Here is a 13357-nt window from a genome sequence, read left to right as displayed (position 1 = left end):
ATGGCGGGTCCGGGCGACAATACGCGCAACAAGTCGAAGACGGGCTCTGAAGCCGACAGCTTCAAGCGTGCCGTCACCGTCTGCATGCGCGCCATCGCCGGCGACAAGGAGCTGGAAGTCGGCTTCGCCAAGGACCGCCCGGCGCTCGCCGGCAGCCGCGCCCGGCTGCCGGAATTGCCCAAGAAGGCGTCCAAGACCGACATAGCCATCACCCGCGGCCTCGGCGATTCCATGGCGCTCAAGCGCGCCTGCCATGACGTGCGCATCCACAGCAGACTGGCGCCGGAAGGCAAGGCGGCCCGCGCCATCTACGACGCGGTCGAGCAGGCGCGCGTCGAGGCGATCGGCAGCCGCGCCATGCAAGGGGTCGCCGACAATATAGGCTCGATGCTGGAGGACAAATACGCCAAGGCCAATCTCGTCGACGTCAAGGACAAGGCCGACGCCCCGATCGAGGAGGCGCTGGCGCTGATGGTGCGCGAGAAGCTGACCGGCCGGCCGATCCCCAAGAGCGGCGAGCGGCTGGTCGAGCTCTGGCGCCCCTGGGTAGAGGAAAAGGCCAGCGCCGACCTCGACGGGCTGTCGTCCAAGCTCGACGACCAGCAGGCCTTCGCCCGCGTCGTGCGCGATATGCTCGCCTCCATGGAAATGGCCGAGGAACTCGGCGACGATCAGGAGACCGAAGACTCAGAGGACAATGACGATAACCAGCCGCAAGGCGAGGAACAGAGCGAGGAAGGCGGCGAGGACGATTCCGGCTCCGAACAGTCGCAGTCCGAGGATGCCGAGGCTTCCGCTGACGACGAGCAGTCGGCCGAGACCGAAGCCTCCGACGCCACTGCCGACGATTTGTCCGACGATGACGATGCCGATGCCGAGACGCCCGGCGAGGCGCGCCGCAATGACAACCCTTTCACCAACCTGCCGAAGGAGATCGATTACAAGGTCTTCACGTCAGCTTTCGACGAGACGGTGGGGGCGGAGGAGCTTTGCGAGGAAGAAGAACTCGACCGGCTGCGCGCTTTCCTCGACAAGCAACTCGCCAACCTGTCCGGCGTCGTCGGCCGGCTGGCCAACCGTTTGCAGCGCCGCCTGATGGCGCAGCAGAACCGGTCGTGGGATTTCGACCTGGAAGAGGGCTATCTCGACCCGGCACGGTTGGTGCGCGTCGTCATCGATCCGATGCAGCCGCTGTCCTTCAAGCAGGAGCGCGACACCAAATTCCGCGACACGGTGGTGACGCTGGTGCTCGACAATTCGGGGTCCATGCGCGGCCGGCCGATCACCGTGGCCGCCACCTGCGCCGACATTCTGGCGCGCACGCTGGAACGCTGCGGCGTTTCGGTCGAGATTTTGGGCTTCACCACGCGCGCCTGGAAAGGCGGGCAGGCCCGCGAGAAGTGGCTGAAGGACGGCAAGCCGCCGAATCCGGGCCGGCTGAACGACCTGCGCCACATCATCTACAAGTCGGCCGACCATCCCTGGCGGCGGGCACGGCGCAATCTCGGACTGATGATGCGCGAGGGCCTGCTCAAGGAAAACATCGACGGCGAGGCGCTGCTGTGGGCGCATAACCGGCTGATCGCCCGACCCGAACAGCGCAAGATCCTGATGATGATCTCCGACGGCGCGCCGGTCGACGATTCGACACTGTCGGTCAATCCGGGCAATTATCTCGAGCGCCATCTGCGCGCCGTCATCGAGCTGATCGAGACGCGCTCGCCGGTCGAGCTGCTTGCCATCGGCATCGGCCATGACGTCACCCGCTATTACCGGCGCGCCGTCACCATTGTCGATGCCGAGGAACTGGCCGGCGCCATGACCGAGCAATTGGCTTCGCTGTTCGCCGAGGAAAGCGCACGCGATACGCGGCGCGGCGGCATGCGGCGCGCCGGATGATCTTTTCGCACGGCGGATTTCGACAAGCACTTTTCGCCGCCATCGCCCTGTTTGCCGGTGCAGCCCCGGTGCCATCCAGTTCGGCCGGCGCGACCTCGGTTGAACCGGTCGAGGTCTTAGCCCGCCCGATCACCGAATTCCGTATAGGCCGTGCCGACAAGCAATTCGGTCCGCTCGAATTCGTCGGCGGGCTGGAGATGACGTCGCCGTCGCGCGATTTCGGCGCGCTGTCGGCCTTCCGTTTCCTGAAAGGCGGTCGCGACTTCGTCGGCGTCGCCGATACCGGATTCTGGTTCTTCGGCACCGTGACCCATGATGCGGACAAGCGCCCGTCAGGCATCGGGGACTTCCGCATGGAACAGATGGTCGATGCATCGGGCCAGCCGATCGACGAGAAATCGGAAGTCGATGCCGAGGGGCTTTCCGTCAAGGACGGCATTGCCACCGTGGGTTTCGAGCGCAACCATCGCGTCGCCCAGTTCAAAATTGGCCCCGACGATATGAAGGCGCCGTTCAGGCAGATGGATTTCCTGGTTCCGGCATGGGAGCTGCGCCGGAACCGAGGCTTCGAGACCGTCACCCACGCCAATGCCAATGGCCGCCACCAAGGCGGCCTGGTCGTGGTGTCGGAAAAGAGCTTGGACAAGGCCGGCAACATCTATGCCGCCATCATCGAAGGTCCGCACAAGGGCGTCTTCACCGTCAAGCGCAACGGCGATTTCGATATCACCGATGGGGCTTTCCTGCCGGATGGCGACCTTCTGCTGCTGGAGCGCAGTTTCACGATGGCAGGAGGTCTCAAGATGCGGCTGCGGCGCATTGATGGCGAGACCGTGGAGAAGGGCGCGGTCGCCGACGGTCCGGTGCTGCTGGAAGCCGATATGGGCTACCAGATCGACAATATGGAAGGGCTCGACGTCTGGACGCGCGAAGACGGCGCGCTGATGGTGTCGCTGATCTCCGACGACAACCACTCGATCCTGCAGCGCAATCTCTACCTGGAATTCATTTTGCACCAGGACTGATTTGGCGCTCCAACTGCGAAGCTGAAGTTGAAGGTATTCAACGCCGGCTTCGATTTGGTCGGACGCCTTCCCCCCACTCCGTCGAGCGCAACTCGACGGAGTGGGGGTCGACTACTCATCAAATGACGGCGTCCGCTCAGGGTCGCGAGCCGTTGGTGGCGATCCAGATGACATGGCGCGCGCCGCGCTTGCCGTTGGCGCGCGTGCTCACCTCCTCGACCGCGAAACCTGCCTGCTTCAGCCGCCGGGTGAAGCCGCTGTCCGGCCCTTGCGACCACACCGCAAGCACGCCGCCGGGCTTCAGTGCGATGCGCGCTGCCGCCAGGCCTTGCAGGCTGTAAAGCGCGTCGTTGGATTTGTGAACGATGCCGTCCGGGCCGTTGTCGACATCTAGCAGGATGGCGTCCCAGGCCGCGGGCCGGGGTCTTATCAACTGCCCGACATCGGCCTCCCGAACGATGACGCGCGGATCGTCGAGGCAGCCACCAAACAGCTCGGCCATCGGCCCTCGTGCCCACGCGACGACCGCCGGCACCAACTCCGCGACAGTGATTTCGGCATTCTCGCCCAACTCGGCGAGAGCGGCGCGCAGCGTAAAACCCATGCCAAGCCCGCCGATCAGCATTCTCGGCTGTCTGCGGCCGGCGATCCTCCGACAGGAGAGCCTGGCCAACGCTTCTTCCGAGCCGCTGAGGCGGCTGTTCATCAACTCGTTGGTGCCCAGCATGATCGAGAATTCGGAACCGCGCCGCTTGAGCCGAAGCTCCTGCGCGCCATCCGGGGTTTTCGCGGAGTCCAGCTGGATCCAGGGAATCACGGCCTAGACCGCAGCAACAGCCGGCTGGCTCCAGCGGGCGGCGAGCAGCCGATAGGGGATCAGTGCCACGACGGCGATGATCAGCTTCACGCTGAGGTCGCCAAGCGCCCAGGAGACCCAACGCATGGCCTCGACCGGCAGCACGCCCATCAGCGGCGCCGTTTCCAGCGCAAAACTGTCGCTTGGGCCAACGAAGGCGAAAGCCGCGGAGAAAGCGACGCTGAAGAACACGACGGTGTCGAACACCGAGCCGACCAGCGTGCCGACGATCGGCGCGCGCCACCAGCTCTGTCGGCGCAGACGGTTGAACACGGTCACGTCGAGCAATTGCGCGGTGAGGAAGGCCGCGCCGGACGCCGCCGCGATGCGCACCAGCCGGTCGGCGGCGGTCTCGAACTCGATGAAACCATGGCGGAACAGGAAGGGCGGCACGAGGACCGAGCAGACCACCGCCGTCATGAAGCCGACAAAGACGATCCGGCGCGCCACGGCAGGCCCGTAGCGGCGGTTGGCAAGGTCGGTGACCAGAAAGGAGAACGGGTAGGTGAACGCGCCCCAGGTGAGCAGGTCGGCCAGCGACAAGCCGCCGATCCGACCCTGCATCGGGAACTGCACGAGGATATTCGATGCCACAACGACAAGCGCCATGGCGGCCACGAAGGGCAGGTATCGCGAGAAGGAAGTCATTTTTTTATCCTGGGTAATGGAACCAGCGGAGCGTCATGCCGAAACCGGATCGCGCTCGCTTTGTTCGAGCATCGGATTTCCGAAACCGCCTTGCGGACGGCGATCCGATGCTCAAGGCCAACAAGAGGTTGGCCAGGGCGGTCGTCCCCCGCCTGAAAGACAGTTTACGCGGCAGCCTGCTCGGCGAGCTTCTTGGCGATCTGCTTCTTCAAGAGGCGCGCGCGCTGCGACAGCTCCTTGACGTCAGCCTTGGCCAGGAAGGCGTCGAGACCACCGCGATGCTCGACCGAACGCAGCGCGTTGGCGGAAATGCGCAGGCGCACGTTCTGGTTCAGCGCTTCCGAAATCAGCGTCACGTTGACGAGGTTCGGCAGGAAGCGACGCTTGGTCTTGTTGTTGGCGTGGCTCACATTGTTGCCGGTCTGGACTGCCTTGGCAGTGAGTTCGCAGGTGCGGGACATGGTTCTAACCTTCAGTTCTCTCGGGGACCTGCCAAACCTTCGTGCCCACGCCGGGTGGCGCGCGGTTCTGGTCAAGCGGCCTTATGGAAAAAGTTGGCGTTCCATAGTTGCATTTCGCCCATGCGTCAAGCTCCAGCCTGGGCCCAGCGGCATTTCATACTAAGGCCGGAATTCGTCGTATAAGCGGTTCCATAGGGACATGCCAGACCGGAGTTGTCCGCCTCCGGTTGAAATCAAGGATCCGATCGCGCCATGCTTCGCTTGCCCCATGCCCTTGCCGCCGCGCTGGCCGTCGCCTTGCCGTCGGCCGCGACGGCCGCCTCGCCGCAGTCCTTCAGGGGCGAATACACAGTGTCGTTTCTCGGCCTTTCTATCGCGAAATCAAGCTTTTCAAGCCATTATGAGAACGGCGTCTACTCGATCGACGGCAGCGTTTCCGCGGCTGGTCTCGCCAAGCTGTTCGACGATACGCGCGGCACGATCTCGTCCAAGGGTACGATTTCGGGCCAGAAGATGGTGCCGCAGGCGTTCCGCGCGGACTACACTTCCGGCAAGAAAGCCTCCGCCATCGACATTCGTTTTGCCAATGGCAACGTCATCTCGACGACGGTCGTTCCCGCGCCGGAAAAGCGCGATCCCGACAGTTGGGTGCCGCTTGGCGCCGGCGACCTGGCATCGGTGCTCGATCCGATGGCGGCAACCGTCATCCATGCCGGCAGCCTCGACAAGGTCTGCGGCCGCACCGTGAGGCTGTATGACGGCGAGATGCGCGCCAACCTGACGCTGAGCTACGCTTCAAAAGGGTCGATCTCGGTGCCCGGCTACAAGGGCGACACGGTCACCTGCCGGATGGGCTTCGAACCGGTGGCGGGCTACCGCAAGGGCCGCAAGGCACTCAATTACCTCAAGAACAAAAGCCGCATCATGGTGACATTTGCGCCGCTCGGCCAAACCGGGGTATATGCGCCGATCCGCGCGACGGTCGGGACGCAGATCGGCACCTTGACCATCAGCGCTAGGCGTTTCGAAGCAATACAATAAGGCGCCACGCGCGCCACTGGAGACAGAATGGGGCGCGCGACACTGATCGGCTTTTCGGCCGTCGCCATGTGGGCGCTGCTCGCGTTGCTTACGGACGCATCCGGCAAGGTGCCGCCGTTCCTCTTGTCGGCGATCACCTTCTCGATCGGCACCGGGGTCGGGCTTGTCGCGCGTCTCTTCATGCCGGCCGCGGATAAAAGCCAGAGGATACCGCGCCAGGTCTGGGTGATCGGCATTGCCGGCCTCTTCGGCTACCACTTCTTCTACTTCACTGCGCTGCGCAACGCGCCGGCGGTGGAGGCCAGTCTGATCGCCTATCTGTGGCCGCTGCTGATCGTGCTCGGCTCGGCGCTGATGCCGGGCGAGCGGCTGGCCTGGAACCATATCGTGGGCGCGCTGCTTGGCCTTGCCGGCACCGTGCTCATCGTCACCAAGGGCGGCGGCCTCGCCTTCGACGCGCGCTATGCCTTCGGCTACGCCATGGCTGCCGTCTGCGCCGTGCTGTGGTCGTCCTATTCGCTCCTGTCGCGGCGTTTCCCGTCAGTGCCGACCAGCATCGTCACTTGGTTCTGCGCGGCGACCGCGCTGTTGTCGCTTGCCTGCCATCTGGCGCTGGAAGAGACGGTGCTGCCCGCGAGTGCCGGGCAATGGCTTGCCGTGCTCGGGCTCGGCCTGATGCCAGTGGGGGCAGCCTTCTATGCCTGGGATGTCGGCGTCAAGCGCGGCAATATCCAGGTGCTGGGCGCGGCAAGCTATGCCGCGCCGCTCCTGTCGACGCTGGTGTTGATCGCGGCCGGCGTCGCCGAGCCGTCGCTGCGCATTGTCGCGGCCTGCGTGCTCATCACCGGGGGGGCCGCACTTGCGGCAAAGTCGCTGTTCCTGCGCAAGCCCGCTGCTTCCGAAAGCGGAGCCGGTGCATCCGAAGGCGGAGCCCGGGCGTGACGATGCCGTTTCCAGGCGGCATCGACGCCAACGCCAATGCGACGCTGATCTTTTCGCTGGTGGCGGCGGTTGTCTACGCCTTCACATCAGGCATGGCGCCGACGCTCGCCCGTTCGGCGGCAAAAACGCTCGCCGTGGCCATGCTTGCCGTGCTGGCGGCGATGCAGGGCGGGCCGCTGCTACTGGTCGCCGCTCTTGCGCTGAGCGCCATCGGCGACACCTTCCTGTCGCGGGATGGCGAAAAGATGTTTCTGGGCGGGCTGGGCAGCTTTCTCGCCGCGCATATCGTCTACGTCGTGCTGTTCCTGCGCAGCGACGGGGGGATGGGAGTGCTGGGGGCCGAACCTTGGCGCGCGGCAATCGCACTTGCGATGGCGGTATTCGTTATTCTCATGCTGGCGGCGCTGTGGCGCCGCGTCGGCCCGGCCCTGCGAGCGCCGATCGCGGGCTATGTCGCGGCCATCCTCGCCATGGGCATTTCGGCGCTGACGACGAGCAGTGCCGCTGTTATCGGCGGTGCCGTGCTGTTCATGGCGTCCGACGCGCTGCTGGCCACGGAACGCTTCCTGGCGGCCGCCATTTCGCCACATCGCGCCTGGATGCGTTTGGCGGTCTGGGTGCTTTACTACGCCGCGCAGCTCGTGATCACGCTTGGTTTCCTGCTGCGCTAAGGGTTTCCGGCTGCGTCAGAGCTGTTTAGGCCGCCAACCAGGCTCCGCCAGTTCAAACGCCGCAAAGTCGAAGCCCGGCGCCACGGTGCAGCCGACCAGGGTCCACTCGCCCAGGCTGCGCGCCGATTGCCACCAGCCCGCCGGCACGACGATTTGCGGCCGCTCGCCGGCCGCAAGCTCGATGCCGAGCACCTGCTCGATCACCCGGTTAGCCTTTGGGCCGCCTTCTTCCCATATCGACAGCGCCAGCGGCGCGCCGGCGTAGAAGTGCCAGGCCTCGGCTGCATCCCTGACGCGATGCCAGGCGGAAACCTGGACCTGCTCCAGCAGAAAATAGATCGCCGTCGAGTGGCCTCGAGCTCCGCCGCCACCGTCGCGAAAGGTTTCCGTGTACCAGCCGCCTTCCGGATGCGGCTTCATGCCAAGGATGGCGATGATTTCTGCGGAACTCGTCATGGTTTCGACCAGTGTCGCTTGGCCTAGAAATTATCCTTGCGCTTGCGGATCTCGGCAAAAACCTCGACATCCGACGCCTTCTCCATGCCGAGATGCCTGCGGATTGCCGGATCGTGCCAGCGCAGGAAAGGGTTGGTCGACAATTCCTCGCCGATCGTGGTCGGCAGCGTCGGCTTGTTATCGGCGCGCAGCGCTTCAATTTTTGCCGCGCGTTCCTTCAATGCCGAATTGGTCCGGTCGACGCTCAGCGCGAAACGGGCGTTGGCGAGCGTGTATTCGTGCCCGCAATAGATCACGGTCGCGGCAGGCAGTGCCGCGAGCTTCTTCAGGGATCCATACATCACCGGCGGCTTGCATTCGAACAGCCGCCCGCAGCCGAGCGCGAACAGCGTGTCGGCGGTGAACGCCACTTTCGATGCCGGCAGGTGATAGGAGACGTGGCCGGCGGTGTGGCCGGGGGTGGCGATCACTTCGATGCGCTCCTCGCCGAGATGCAGGATCGAACCGTCCTCGACAGTGTCGTCAATGCCGGGAATCTTGGCCTTTTCGGCTTCGGGACCCACGATGCGCAGCTTGAAGCGCTGCTTCAGCGCCAGATTGGCCTCGACATGGTCGGCATGGTGATGCGTGGTCAGGATCATCGTCGGCGTCCAGCCGGTGCGCTTGACCGCAGCCAGGATCGCCGCTTCTTCCGGCGCATCGATAAGCGCGGTCTGACCGCTTTTGGGGTCATGCACCAGCACGCCGAAATTGTCGCTGCGGCACATGAACTGTTCGATTTCGACCGCCATCGCATCTCTCCATCTTTCGCCGCAGACATAGGACGCCGACGCGCGGATGTCATCCCGAAGATGACTAATGTCAGGATGTCATTCGACATCCGGGATCTCGGGACGTCGCGGCCTTTTGTTGAAACCCGCCGATATCGCGGCTACATCCCTGACATGCATTCCGACATCGTCGATCTCCGCTCCTTCTATTCGACAGCGCTCGGTCGCTTCGCCGAGCATTCGATCACCATGGCCTTGTCATCGATATGGGCCACCGTGCCCAATGAGCGGCTTGTCGGGCTCGGCTACACCTTGCCTTGGCTGGAACGGTTCGGCAGCGACGCCGAGCGGGTGTTCGCCTTCATGCCGGCGACGCAGGGCGCCGTGGTCTGGCCGGCGGCGGGACCGACGGCGACGGCTCTGGTTTTCGACGAGGAACTGCCGCTGGTCGATTCCTGCATCGACCGCATGCTGCTCGTGCATTCGCTCGAGCATGTCGAAAACCCGCGCGAAACGCTGAACGAGATCTGGCGCGTGCTGTCGCCGGCCGGCCGGGTGGTCATCGTCGTGCCCAACCGGCGCGGCGTCTGGGCGCGGTTCGAACATACGCCGTTCGGCAATGGCAGGCCCTTCTCGCGCGGTCAGCTCACCGAATTGCTGCGCGAGGCGAATTTCACGCCCGCCGCCTGGTCCGACGCCCTGTTCTTTCCGCCATCGCGGCGGCGTTTCATGATGCGCTTCCACAATATGCTGGAGCGCGCCGGCCGGCGGCTGTGGCCGATCTTCTCCGGCGTCATCGTGGTCGAGGCGCAGAAGCGGCTCTATCAGGGCGTGCCGGCCGCCCAGCGCGCTTCGCGACGCGTTTTCGTGCCGGTGCTTTCGCCGCATGCAGCAACGCGGCTCGGCCGGCGAATAGAGACCGGGGCCACGACATCGCCGAGTCCGCGAATGACACCTTCGTGATCATGCCGGAAACTTGCGCCGGACGGCATTTCGCGACCTATCTGTCGCTGACGGGCTCGCAGCCTGGCTGAGTGACCGGTGGCGTCACTACACTTCATCCGGTTTTCAGCACCGCTTTTGAACGCAAGGACTTCAGCTCATGGCCGATTATCCGGACAATGATGCCTCTGCCCGGCCTATCGCTGCGGTCGAAGCTTCGAGCCTGCGTGATCAGGTGGCGACGATCAAGCTGGCGCTTGCCGGGTCGCCGGTCCGCAAAAGGCTACGCTGGGCCTCCATCGGAATGGTTGCCGTCATTGTCGCGACCTCGATCGGCCAGGTTCTGCTCAACCGCTGGAACCAGCCTTTCTACGATGCGCTTGCACGTCGCGACATGCAGGCCTTCCTGCACCAGCTCGCCATTTTTGCCGCCATTGCCGGTGGGCTTCTTGTGCTCAATGTCGGCCAAACCTGGCTCAATCAGACGATCCGGCTGAAGCTGCGCGAGGCGCTGACGCTCGATCTGATCAATGGATGGATGCGGCCGGCGCGCGCCTTTCGCCTGGCGCATGCGGGCGCCATCGGAGTCAATCCCGACCAGCGCATGCAGCAGGATGCGAGCCATCTTTCCGACCTGTCGACGGATCTTGGCGTCGGTCTGCTGCAATCCTTAATCCTGCTCATCTCCTTCGTCGGCGTGTTGTGGGAGCTGTCCTCGGGCTTCGTCTTCCATGTCGGCGGGACATCGCTCGCCATACCGGGCTACATGGTGTGGGCGGCCATCCTCTATGCCGGAACGGCTTCCTGGCTGAGCTGGCTGGTCGGACGGCCACTGATCCACCTCAACAGCGACCGCTACACACGCGAGGCGGAGCTGCGTTCCTCGATGGTGCGCGTCAACGAGAACATCGATGCCATCGCGCTCGCCCGAAGCGAGCCCGATGCCAGGCGGCGGCTGGAAACCGACCTGGGCACCGTGCTCGGCGCCATGCGACGCATCTATAACGCCCAGATCAATCTCGCCTGGGTGACGGACACCTATGGCTGGATCACCGTGGTGGCTCCCATCCTGGTCGCTTCGCCGGTCTATTTCGCGGGCGATATCAGCTTCGGCGGACTGATGATGGCGGTCGGCGCCTTCAATCAGGTCCATTCTTCATTGCGTTGGTTCATCAACAATATCGGCAGCATCGCCGATTGGCGCGCGACGCTGATGCGCGTCGCCGATTTCCGCATTGCGCTGGATGAGACCGATGTGCTGCACGACCAGGAAAGGCGCATCGAATTCGGCGAGAATGCAAACGGCAAGCTGACCTTCGAGAAACTCGAAGTGGCCTCGCCGGGGGGCTGCACGAGGCTCGCCGACCAGCATGTCGAGATCCACGCCGGCGAACGCGTCATGCTCACCGGCGAGCCTGGCGCGGGCAAGACGCTGTTCTTTCGCGCCATTGCCGGCCTGTGGCCGTGGGGGAGCGGGCGCATCGGCATGCCGGCGGGGGAGGTGCCTATCTTCGTGCCGCGCACGCCCTACTTCCCAACCGCCACGCTGCGCGAAGTGCTCGACCGCGTGGACGGGGTTGCGCCGGCAAGCGATACCGATATCTCGGCCGTGCTGGCCGAGATCGGCCTGGAGCGCCTGTCGTCGTCGCTCGACCGTAGCGCGCGCTGGGAGCATGAACTGGCCGACGACGAACTGCGCCTGCTGGCCTTCGCCCGGCTCGTGCTGCGGCAGCCGAAATGGGTGATCATCGATGAGGCTCTCGATGCCTTCGACGGACCGACACTGCGGCGGGTCCTGTCGACGCTGGAGAAGCGGCTGGGCGGGGCGACGATCCTCAATATCGGCCGCGGGCAGCACAACAATCAGTTCTTCCCGCGCGCGCTGACCATCGTAAAGGCGTCCAGCGTGCCGGCTCTGAAGCCCGCGCGTATAAGGGCAGGCGCGATCGAGCCGCCGCCGGCCGCTCCTCGCCGCAAGAAATAGCACTTCCGGCATCTGTTCGGGCTGGCCCGCGGCACGCCATGCGGCAGCTTTATTTCGCCGTGATCGCGACGGAAGATTGCGGCGGAAACATCGCTTGAGCCGGCCATGCTTGATGCTCTCAGCCTGCTTGCCTGCCTGGCCTGCACCGAGGCCGCCGTGACTGCGCCTGCGCCGGATAGTCTGGCCGTTGATGTCCAACTGGTGCTGGCGGTCGATATCTCATTGTCGATGGACGAGAAGGAGTTCGCCCTGCAGCGCGCCGGCTATGTGGAGGCGCTGCGTCATCCCGACTTCATCAAGGCGGTCCGCGCCGGGAACGCCGGTCGCATCGCGCTCACCTATTTCGAATGGGCCGGCACTGTGCGCGACGACGCGCTCATCGGCTGGCAGGTCATCGACGGCGCCGAGAGCGCCAACGCCTTTGCCGACAAGATAGCGGCTCGTCCGTTCCGCAGCTTCCGCGGCACGTCGATCTCCGGCGCGCTCGCCTTCGGCGCGGGGCTCTTCGACCGCACCGCTTACAAAAGCGAACGCAGCGTCATCGATATTTCCGGTGACGGACCGAACAATATCGGGCCGCCCGTCACCGCCACGCGGGATGCGGCAAACGCCAGAGGCATCGTCATCAACGGCCTGCCGATCCTGATCAATCCATCGCCCACCTTCAGCCACCTCGACCGGTATTACGCCCAGTGCGTCACCGGCGGGCCGGGCTCCTTCGTGCTGCCGATTTATACAGCCGCCGAATTTTCGACGGCAATCCGGCGCAAGCTGATTCTCGAAGTGAGCGGCGTTCAGAACGAGACCAGGATCATTCCCGCCGAAGCCGAGGCTCCGATCGACTGCCTGCAAGGCGAACGCGACAGACGGTTCTTGTCGGATCCGTATTTCCCGGAGCTCGATCGCTGAGCCTTCGCCGGGCTATGCGTTCCAACCTGCTGATGACCTTCGTCGCAGAGATCAGCCTGCAGCTCGACTTCGCCCGAAAAGGGGGTGTCATAGCCACCTCCGGGATGGCCCTTATCGCTTCAACAAGAACACCGCCTGCTGGCCGAAGAAGTTCCAGAACCACCATGGCATCGACAGGCCGATCTTCTGGCCGTTGGCGTCGAGCGCGGTCGCCCTTTCCACGGTCGCGCCAAGCTCCTCGCACAGATTGACGAAGTCGCGGATGGTGCAGAAGTGGATGTTCGGCGTGTCGTACCAGGAATAGGGCAGGTCCTTGGTCACCGGCATGCGGCCCTTGACGAACAGCGACAGGCGCACCCGCCAGTGGCCGAAATTGGGGAAGGAAACGATGGCGTGTTCGCCGATCCTGAGCAGTTCGTCGAGAACGAGCTTCGGGTTGCGGGTCGCCTGCAAGGTCTGCGACAGGACGACGAAATCAAAACCCTTGTCGGGATAGAATTCAAGATCCTTGTCGGCGTCGCCCTGAACGACGGAAAGGCCGCGCGCCACGCATTCGTTGACACCGCGCTGCGACAGCTCCAGTCCGCGGCCGTCGATCTGCTTGGTTTCCTGCAAAAGCTCGAGCAGCGAGCCGTCGCCGGAGCCGACGTCCAGCACCCGCGATTGCGGCGGGATCAGACCGGCGATCACCTCGAGATCGACGCGCTGGGCGCGGTTGACGCTCATCGCTTGCCCCTTGTCGTGGTGCGTGAC

At 64.4% G+C, this 13357-nt stretch carries 14 protein-coding genes; 8 read left to right on the top strand and 6 right to left on the bottom strand.

What is annotated here, in order from left to right:
- Both cobT and FJ959_RS28535 read left to right on the top strand, forming a co-directional pair.
- Entirely contained in the window at window positions 1-1899 is a 1899-nt protein-coding gene (gene cobT, locus FJ959_RS28540) for a cobaltochelatase subunit CobT (RefSeq protein ID WP_140525765.1), read from the top strand.
- On the top strand, window positions 1896-2924 hold the full coding sequence (locus FJ959_RS28535) for an esterase-like activity of phytase family protein (protein ID WP_140625654.1): 1029 nt from the start codon (window positions 1896-1898) through the stop codon (window positions 2922-2924). Before cobT ends, FJ959_RS28535 begins: the two co-directional genes overlap by 4 nt.
- 136 nt (window positions 2925-3060) lie before the next feature.
- Here FJ959_RS28535 and FJ959_RS28530 read toward each other — a convergent pair whose 3' ends face one another.
- The 3 genes from FJ959_RS28530 to rpmB all read right to left on the bottom strand — a co-directional run bounded on the left by FJ959_RS28530 (window position 3061) and on the right by rpmB (window position 4889).
- Window positions 3061-3741, bottom strand: a complete 681-nt coding sequence (locus FJ959_RS28530; RefSeq protein ID WP_140584029.1) for a hypothetical protein — start codon at window positions 3739-3741, stop codon at window positions 3061-3063.
- A 3-nt stretch (window positions 3742-3744) separates the two neighbouring features.
- A complete protein-coding gene (locus FJ959_RS28525; RefSeq protein ID WP_140500765.1) occupies window positions 3745-4428 on the bottom strand; it encodes a queuosine precursor transporter in 684 nt (227 codons plus the stop codon).
- Between the two features lie 164 nt (window positions 4429-4592).
- Window positions 4593-4889: a 50S ribosomal protein L28 gene (gene rpmB, locus FJ959_RS28520; RefSeq protein WP_140500766.1), complete on the bottom strand. Its 297-nt coding sequence runs from the start codon at window positions 4887-4889 to the stop codon at window positions 4593-4595.
- 252 nt (window positions 4890-5141) lie between these two features.
- On the opposite strand from rpmB, the gene FJ959_RS28515 reads away from it, so the two are divergent.
- From FJ959_RS28515 to FJ959_RS28505, 3 genes are read left to right on the top strand one after another with little or no spacing between them, the layout of a single operon-like run.
- Entirely contained in the window at window positions 5142-5930 is a 789-nt protein-coding gene (locus FJ959_RS28515) for a DUF3108 domain-containing protein (protein ID WP_140525409.1), read from the top strand.
- A gap of 27 nt (window positions 5931-5957) precedes the next feature.
- Window positions 5958-6872, top strand: a complete 915-nt coding sequence (locus tag FJ959_RS28510; RefSeq protein ID WP_140633313.1) for an EamA family transporter — start codon at window positions 5958-5960, stop codon at window positions 6870-6872.
- A complete protein-coding gene (locus FJ959_RS28505) occupies window positions 6869-7543 on the top strand; it encodes a lysoplasmalogenase family protein (RefSeq protein WP_140633310.1) in 675 nt (224 codons plus the stop codon). The genes FJ959_RS28510 and FJ959_RS28505 overlap by 4 nt, the downstream gene beginning before the upstream one ends.
- 15 nt (window positions 7544-7558) lie before the next feature.
- Here the strand turns inward: FJ959_RS28505 and FJ959_RS28500 are convergent, their stop codons facing one another.
- Both FJ959_RS28500 and gloB read right to left on the bottom strand, forming a co-directional pair.
- On the bottom strand, window positions 7559-7999 hold the full coding sequence (locus tag FJ959_RS28500; RefSeq protein WP_140584031.1) for a cupin domain-containing protein: 441 nt from the start codon (window positions 7997-7999) through the stop codon (window positions 7559-7561).
- A gap of 23 nt (window positions 8000-8022) precedes the next feature.
- Window positions 8023-8790, bottom strand: a complete 768-nt coding sequence (gloB, locus tag FJ959_RS28495) for a hydroxyacylglutathione hydrolase (RefSeq protein WP_140560165.1) — start codon at window positions 8788-8790, stop codon at window positions 8023-8025.
- A 153-nt stretch (window positions 8791-8943) separates the two neighbouring features.
- Here gloB and FJ959_RS28490 point away from each other — a divergent pair, with 153 nt between their 5' ends.
- The 3 genes from FJ959_RS28490 to FJ959_RS28480 all read left to right on the top strand — a co-directional run bounded on the left by FJ959_RS28490 (window position 8944) and on the right by FJ959_RS28480 (window position 12604).
- Entirely contained in the window at window positions 8944-9732 is a 789-nt protein-coding gene (locus FJ959_RS28490; protein ID WP_140500772.1) for a methyltransferase domain-containing protein, read from the top strand.
- 139 nt (window positions 9733-9871) lie between these two features.
- Window positions 9872-11695 (top strand): ABC transporter ATP-binding protein/permease, encoded by a 1824-nt coding sequence (locus tag FJ959_RS28485; RefSeq protein WP_140584033.1) that lies wholly within the window; start codon window positions 9872-9874, stop codon window positions 11693-11695.
- 105 nt (window positions 11696-11800) lie between these two features.
- Window positions 11801-12604, top strand: coding sequence for a DUF1194 domain-containing protein (locus FJ959_RS28480; protein WP_140633307.1), 804 nt, complete (start codon window positions 11801-11803; stop codon window positions 12602-12604).
- 111 nt (window positions 12605-12715) lie between these two features.
- Here FJ959_RS28480 and metW read toward each other — a convergent pair whose 3' ends face one another.
- On the bottom strand, window positions 12716-13330 hold the full coding sequence (gene metW / locus FJ959_RS28475; protein ID WP_140500775.1) for a methionine biosynthesis protein MetW: 615 nt from the start codon (window positions 13328-13330) through the stop codon (window positions 12716-12718).
- Window positions 13331-13357 lie beyond the last annotated feature (27 nt).

The sequence above is a fragment of the Mesorhizobium sp. B2-2-4 genome (assembly GCF_006442375.1).
In the GTDB taxonomy this organism is placed as follows: domain Bacteria; phylum Pseudomonadota; class Alphaproteobacteria; order Rhizobiales; family Rhizobiaceae; genus Mesorhizobium.
The sequence above is the reverse complement of the archived record's forward strand: the minus strand, read 5'-3'. Positions and strand labels throughout refer to the sequence as shown.

What these genes read in the sequence shown, in the direction of transcription:
- cobT (WP_140525765.1), top strand. Translation starts at nt 1, where the DNA reads ATGGCGGGTCCGGGCGACAATACGCGCAACAAGTCGAAGACGGGCTCT.
- FJ959_RS28535 (WP_140625654.1), top strand. Translation starts at nt 1,896, where the DNA reads ATGATCTTTTCGCACGGCGGATTTCGACAAGCACTTTTCGCCGCCATC.
- FJ959_RS28525 (WP_140500765.1), bottom strand. Translation starts at nt 4,428, where the DNA reads ATGACTTCCTTCTCGCGATACCTGCCCTTCGTGGCCGCCATGGCGCTT.
- rpmB (WP_140500766.1), bottom strand. Translation starts at nt 4,889, where the DNA reads ATGTCCCGCACCTGCGAACTCACTGCCAAGGCAGTCCAGACCGGCAAC.
- FJ959_RS28515 (WP_140525409.1), top strand. Translation starts at nt 5,142, where the DNA reads ATGCTTCGCTTGCCCCATGCCCTTGCCGCCGCGCTGGCCGTCGCCTTG.
- FJ959_RS28510 (WP_140633313.1), top strand. Translation starts at nt 5,958, where the DNA reads ATGGGGCGCGCGACACTGATCGGCTTTTCGGCCGTCGCCATGTGGGCG.
- FJ959_RS28500 (WP_140584031.1), bottom strand. Translation starts at nt 7,999, where the DNA reads ATGACGAGTTCCGCAGAAATCATCGCCATCCTTGGCATGAAGCCGCAT.
- gloB (WP_140560165.1), bottom strand. Translation starts at nt 8,790, where the DNA reads ATGGCGGTCGAAATCGAACAGTTCATGTGCCGCAGCGACAATTTCGGC.
- FJ959_RS28490 (WP_140500772.1), top strand. Translation starts at nt 8,944, where the DNA reads ATGCATTCCGACATCGTCGATCTCCGCTCCTTCTATTCGACAGCGCTC.
- FJ959_RS28485 (WP_140584033.1), top strand. Translation starts at nt 9,872, where the DNA reads ATGGCCGATTATCCGGACAATGATGCCTCTGCCCGGCCTATCGCTGCG.
- FJ959_RS28480 (WP_140633307.1), top strand. Translation starts at nt 11,801, where the DNA reads ATGCTTGATGCTCTCAGCCTGCTTGCCTGCCTGGCCTGCACCGAGGCC.
- metW (WP_140500775.1), bottom strand. Translation starts at nt 13,330, where the DNA reads ATGAGCGTCAACCGCGCCCAGCGCGTCGATCTCGAGGTGATCGCCGGT.